Here is a 6,340-nt window from a genome sequence, read left to right as displayed (position 1 = left end):
TTTGCAATACGGTATTCCGGAGTTTCGTTTGCCGAAAAAAGAAGTTGTTGCTTATGAGGTAGACAATGTCCGCCGTCTTGGCGTAAAAATAGAGACCGATGTTTTTGTCGGACAGAGCATTACCATTCCCCAACTCTTGAAAGAGGAAGGATTTGATGCTGTATTTATTGCCACAGGCGCCGGTTTACCTCGATTTATGGGGATTCCCGGCGAATCTCTTAATGGCGTGATGTCTGCTAATGAATATCTAACCCGTACCAATTTAATGCACGCTTTTGATCCGAAGTACGATACAAAAATGGAACCATTGTCTTGTGTCGTGACCGTTGGCGGCGGAAATGTCGCCATGGATGCCGCCCGAACCGCATTGCGCCTGGGTGCGGAAAGCCGATTGGTGTATCGGCGAAGTGCGAAAGAGCTTCCTGCGCGGCAAGAGGAGATCGAACATGCGCAAGAAGAAGGTGTCCGCTTTGATTTTCTCTGCAATCCGGTTGAGATTCTCGCGGATGAAGACGGATGGGTTTCGGGAGTGCGTTGTATCCGTATGGAACTGGGTGAACCGGATGCCTCCGGACGACGGAGACCTGTGGAAATAGCCGGATCTGAGTTTGTTATTGCGTGTGATGCCGTTATTATGGCGCTTGGAACGAATGCTAACCCACGTGCAGCCAAAGGACTTGAGGGGCTTTCGCTCAATGCGAAAAAGGGAATTATTATCAACGAAGAAACGGGCGAGACATCCATAGAGGGTGTTTTTGCCGGCGGAGATGCGGTAACTGGTTCGGCTACCGTCATTCTTGCTATGGGGGCTGGAAGAAAAGCCGCTCGCGGCATTGATGCCTATTTACGACAGAAGTAAATTCCTTTATTGCTCGAATCGTGACAGAACCGTCTTATTTTTGGGATGCGCGCGGGACATATTCTCCGTTACGATAGAAGCAACGGAGGATATGCGATGAAATGGAGAATTGCTGTAATTGATCCGGATGTCCGGTATCGAGATCGTTTTTTAACACAATGGAAAAATCAGCCGCAAGAAGGAGTTGAAATCGAGTGGATGGTCACTTCCGCTGCTTTTTTGGAAGCGCATCATCTTTGTCCGTATGATCGTGTGATTCTGGATGACAGTGCGCTCGATATCCATGCCAAGGACGAAATCAAAAAGGCGATTACGCCTACCCATCTTTTCTATTGGCAGGATAAAACCGATGCGCGAGGATTGGCAAAATATCAGCCGGTATCGCGTTTGCGGCAGGAGCTTTTTTATCTTCTTTCTCATCAACAAAACGGCGAGCATTCCGCAGAGACAAGCGGACAGCTGATTTTTTGTACCGCTTTGCAAGGCGGTATAGGCGTTAGCACGGTCACGAAAGCCTTGGCGGCAGGGTATCGACATCTTTTTCCGCAACAAGCTGTTTTTTATTTTGGTGTACAGCCTTTTTGGTCACTGAAAGACCTTTATCTGGATTCTGAAAAGAACACAGCGTTGCCGTATACGCTTGCTGATGTGATTCTTGCTATGCGCACGCCATGTGCGGATGCAGAGATGCGATTAGCAGCATGTATAACAGAGCAGGACGGCGTGGAAACTTTTATACCGCCCAGTCGTCCAGCAGATTTTTTCGATATTTCGCAAGAAGAATGGATACGACTCTTTCGATTGGTAAAAAAACGTGCATCCTTAGTGTTTGTGGATTGTCCGGCAGGATGGCTTTGGCATTTTTCATCCTTCTTTTCGGTGGCGGATCGCTTGCTTCTTTTCTCGGATAGTTGTGAAGAAGAGGGAATACGCGCCTTTTTAGATGCGATTCCCTATACCTGGAAAGAAGGTCATGACGTTTTTATAGAACGTAAGGAAGCTGCAGAAGGCATACGTTCTTTTTGCATACCGTTTCTTTCCGGTGAAACAAATACGCTTGACCAACAACGGGAAATAATAGCTGCGCTTCGTGTTTCCTCATCGATTAAGGAGGTGGTGGAATGGATTCGTGCGTAATCGGTGCAGGTATGCGTCTTTTTGACGAAGAGGATGGCAAGCATGTTTTGTTGCGCTGGGAAGGGGATAACGCGATAGATTCTTTGGCATTAAAGATGTTGATGCACCCTTGCTCTCCCAACTTTGCAACGTTTTTACCAACGGAAGGGGAACACGCTTTTCGTTATGTTCTTGAAGGGGAACGCTTGGACACCCTTCAAGAACCGTGGACTCGGCGTAGCTTGGCGGTTTTTCTTGCTCAACTGGATAAAGCGATAAAGGAGGCGGAGGATCATTTGCTGGATCCTGCCATGCTTCTTTTGCATCCGCATGGGGTTGTTTTTTCAGGGGAGCAGGCTGTTTTTCTTCCGGTGCCGTTGCTTTCGCTTCCTCCATTGGAAAAAAGTCTTGCTGTATTCTGTCAATCGATACTTTTCTTACGTGGATTTGAGGAAACGGACAGCGCCTGTTTTGCTACGGTATTTAACACATTTCGTAGCGCTTCGCTGAATCGCAATGCAATAATAACGGTGTTAACCCATTTGCAGGACGAAAGGAAAGCGAAAGAGGGCACCAACATGACGGCATTCGACCGTTTGTCTTCGTCTTCAAATAAAGAAAGATCCACGCACCTTCCATCCGAAAAAGAAAAAACGAAAAATCCTTCTCTTGCGCGCGAAACGGGAATAAACGTTGTAGAAAAGCAAGGACAGAAGAACCATCCGGATTGGGAACAACTCTCGCGCTATGCAGAAAGAACGGTTACTTCTCCTTCAAAAAAGGAGCAAACCGCACCGATTTTATACAACATAAATAAAAAGGAATCGGTCTCGCCAACCGAACCGCTTTCCTTTCCCAGTCTACAAAAAGAGAATAAGGCAAATCGATCGATTCCCCAAACGGTGGAGAACAAAAATAAAAAAACGGCGAAGACACCAAAAACGATATTGGACTTACTTATGCACTTCAGCTTAGAAAACTGCAAGCGCTATCGCAATCGAAATAATGACATTTATTCGCCAAACGGAGAGCGAAAAAGAAAGAGCCCTCTTGCAATAGGAACAACACCGCTTCTTTGGGAGGAAAATGGATGTGTTCGCACGATTCATCTTGCCGACGCACCGCGTCCTCACCTTCGCTTCTCCGACAAAGAAGAAGTGGATCTTTCCTCTTTGCCGATCATTCTGGGTCGGGGAAAGGAGGCGGGGATTTTACGCACGAACCGTCAAGTGAGCGCAAAACACGCCCGTTTCTCTGTTGAAAACGGACAGTATGCGGTGACGGACTGTCGATCGACCAATGGGACGTATGTAAACAATCATAGAATCCCACCATTTCAACCGAAAGTCCTTGCGCGGGGTGATCGCCTTCGTTTTGGAGAAGAAGAAGCCATATTCCTGCTTTGAGTAAGGATGTCAACAGAAAGTACATTATTCACTCCTCCCGTTCCTCTATAATAGAAGCAGGAGGAGTTTACCGTGTCCGAATTATCTGACAAGCTAATCGCTTGGTATGACGCGAATCGTCGTACCCTTCCTTGGCGAGAAGATCCTACGCCATATCACGTCTGGGTGTCTGAAATTATGTTGCAGCAAACACGTGTGGAGGCGGTGAAAGGGTATTATTCGCGATTTCTGTCTTCCTTTCCGGACGTCTGTTCGTTAGCGTCTGCGGATGAGGAGGTTTTGCTGAAACTTTGGCAAGGATTGGGTTATTACTCCAGAGCAAGGAATTTGCAGAAAGCAGCAAAACAGCTTGTGCAAGAGAATGGCGGACGGCTACCCGATACCACGGAAGAATTGCAACACCTTCCGGGAATTGGCGCATACACCGCAGGAGCTATTGCTTCCATTGCTTTTGGCAAACCGGTGATTGCACCGGATGGCAATGCCTATCGTATTTTTGCCCGTCTTCTACAAGAGGAAGGTTTTATTGAGGATCGGGATACGAAAGAACGCCTTGAAGCGGAAATGCGCCTTATGCTGGATATCCATCGTCCCGGCGCATTTAATCAGGCGTTGATGGATCTTGGCTCGCTAATTTGTATCGCCAAGGGCAGACTTCTCTGTGCAGAGTGCCCTCTTCGGGGATTTTGCGCCTTGGCAGGAAGAGAAGATGCGGCGCAATATCCAAAGCGTCGTCCGAAGAGAAAGAGACGAATAGAGAAAAAGACGGTTTTGCTGCTGCAGAAAAAGGATCGTCTTTTGCTTCATAAACAGCCGGAGACAGGGCTCTTAGCCGGGTTATGGTTATTTCCTATGGTAGAGGGACATCTTCGTCCCGAAGAGGTTTCTGCCTGCTTAATGCGGTATGGTATTCCGCAGGAAACCATTCAGGAAATTTGTGCAATGGATCCGGCAACACATGTTTTTTCCCATCTCGAATGGCATATGATTGGCTACCATGTGACGCTTCGCCGGACGAAAAAATTGACGAGAGAGGCACAGGAGGTTCTCTTTGCCGATGCGGATGGTGTTCGAGAGATACAAGACGGAATGACGGATGTTGCGAATGCGGTATGGGCAGATCCGGATGAAATTGCCACCCGATATGCCATACCCGCTGCCCATCGACCGTTTTTTGTAGAATGGTAAGGCTGCGTTAGAAGGCGAATCGCATAGAGCTAAGCATAGAGCTAAGAGGATTGGGTACATAAACAAGTGTTGAAAGGAGAATCTATGGACGAAAAACAAATTACCGCTTATCGCTGGGCAATTGAGGAAATGTATCCCGAAGATGCAGCGATGGAACAAGATATTTCCCTTTTGAAAAATAATATCCAATTGCTTAAAGATTGGTCAGATGAGCCAAAACTCCACCTTGAGGAGATTTTGGAAACCTATCGTCAAAGTGAGATTGTGGCAGAAAATCTCATCGTATATACCCATATGAAGCAGGATGAAGATAGCCGAAACAGCGAAGCGCAGCGTGACTATCAGACGGCATCTCGGTTGCTGCAAGAGTATGTTGCTGCATTCTCGTTCTTTGAGCCGTTTTTGCTCAGCCTTTCAGAGGAAGAGCAAGAGCGGTTGATGGAGGAGCCAAAATACGCTTTTTATCACGAGTGGTTTGCCCGCATTTTCCGCTATAAAGCGCATACTCTGAGTGCTGCGGAGGAAAATCTTTTAGCGAAAATGCACTTTCTTTCCGAAGCACCGGATGCGATCTATTATTTTCTGACAAATGCCGATTTGCACTTTCCTCCTTTACAAAGTTTAGATGGAGAAGAGTTAACGCAACAGAATTTCACGATGCATGAAAAGAATCCGGATGTCGCTGTACGAAAAGAAGCGTTTATTTCCCTGTACTCCACTTTCCACGATTTTGGAAATACGATTTCGACCTCGTATACGAATAATGTCAAAGCGTTGACCACGGAAGCGGAGATGCGCCATTACGATAGTGCGCTGGCGATGACTCTTCATGAAGATGATGTCCCCCAGTCGGTTTATGATTCTCTCTTGGACAGTGTCCATCGTCATCTTCCGCTTCTTCACCGCTATTACGCGAAGAAAAAAGAACTGTTGGGGTTGCCGGAACAGCACATGTATGACGTGTATCTGCCGCTAATCAAAGGTACGGCAAAAACGTATACATTTGAGGAAGCAAAAGAACTGTGTATCGCTTCGGTTGCTCCTTTGGGAAAAGAATACCAGACCATTTATCGAAAAGCCTTTGATGAACGTTGGATGGATGTTTATCCTCGTGAAGGCAAAGCCGGAGGAGCTTATTCTTCCGGTTCCTATGAAAGCAGCCCTTACATTTTGCTGAATTTCAACGGAACGTTGGATTCGGTATTTACGTTGGCACATGAGATGGGTCATTCCATGCATAGCTACTATGCCAAACATAACAACGAAGGTCTCTACTACAACTACACAATCTTTGCCGCAGAAGTCGCTTCGACTTTTAATGAACTGCTGCTATTAGAATATCTGACAAAGCACGCAAAGACCGAAGAAGAAAAACGGGAGCTTCTGGATCATCATTTAGACAGCTTCAAATCTACAGTATACCGTCAGACGATGTTTGCCGAATTTGAGAAGGTTGTTCATGCGCGTATAGAAGCCGGAGAAAGTCTTGCCGGGGAGGATTATGATCGCCTGTACCTCGAACTGAATCGAAAGTATTTTGGCGAATCGATGATTTCCGATGAGGAGATTGCCTACGAATGGATGCGTATACCGCATTTCTATTCCAATTTCTACGTCTACAAGTATGCGACCGGATTTACGGCGGCTACGGTACTATCTCAAAAGGTTTTGCATGGAGACCAGAAAGATGTGGATGCCTATTTTACATTCTTAAAGGATGGCGCACATCATTTTCCGATTGAACAGCTTCGTATGCCGTCTTCTGCTTGAA

At 46.6% G+C, this 6,340-nt stretch carries 4 protein-coding genes; all 4 read left to right on the top strand.

All coding sequences use genetic code 11. The features are described from left to right. The coding region (locus RDL68_RS05940) for an FAD-dependent oxidoreductase (RefSeq protein ID WP_308540761.1) at window positions 1–859 on the top strand (859 nt) is incomplete at its 5' end. Between the two features lie 96 nt (window positions 860–955). Further along, the gene (locus RDL68_RS05935) at window positions 956–1,996 is read left to right on the top strand and encodes a hypothetical protein (RefSeq protein WP_308540760.1); all 1,041 of its coding nucleotides are present in this window, start codon (window positions 956–958) and stop codon (window positions 1,994–1,996) included. Next, a complete protein-coding gene (locus RDL68_RS05930) occupies window positions 1,981–3,381 on the top strand; it encodes an FHA domain-containing protein (RefSeq protein WP_308540759.1) in 1,401 nt (466 codons plus the stop codon). Before RDL68_RS05935 ends, RDL68_RS05930 begins: the two co-directional genes overlap by 16 nt. A gap of 72 nt (window positions 3,382–3,453) precedes the next feature. After that, the gene (gene mutY / locus RDL68_RS05925) at window positions 3,454–4,569 is read left to right on the top strand and encodes an A/G-specific adenine glycosylase (protein ID WP_308540758.1); all 1,116 of its coding nucleotides are present in this window, start codon (window positions 3,454–3,456) and stop codon (window positions 4,567–4,569) included. Window positions 4,570–6,340: the final 1,771 nt, after the last annotated feature.

Origin of the sequence: uncultured Murdochiella sp., from assembly GCF_902488755.1 — a bacterium.
Taxonomy (GTDB): domain Bacteria; phylum Bacillota; class Clostridia; order Tissierellales; family Peptoniphilaceae; genus Murdochiella.
Note: the sequence above shows the minus strand (reverse complement) of the source record. Positions and strands in the feature narration are given on the sequence as shown.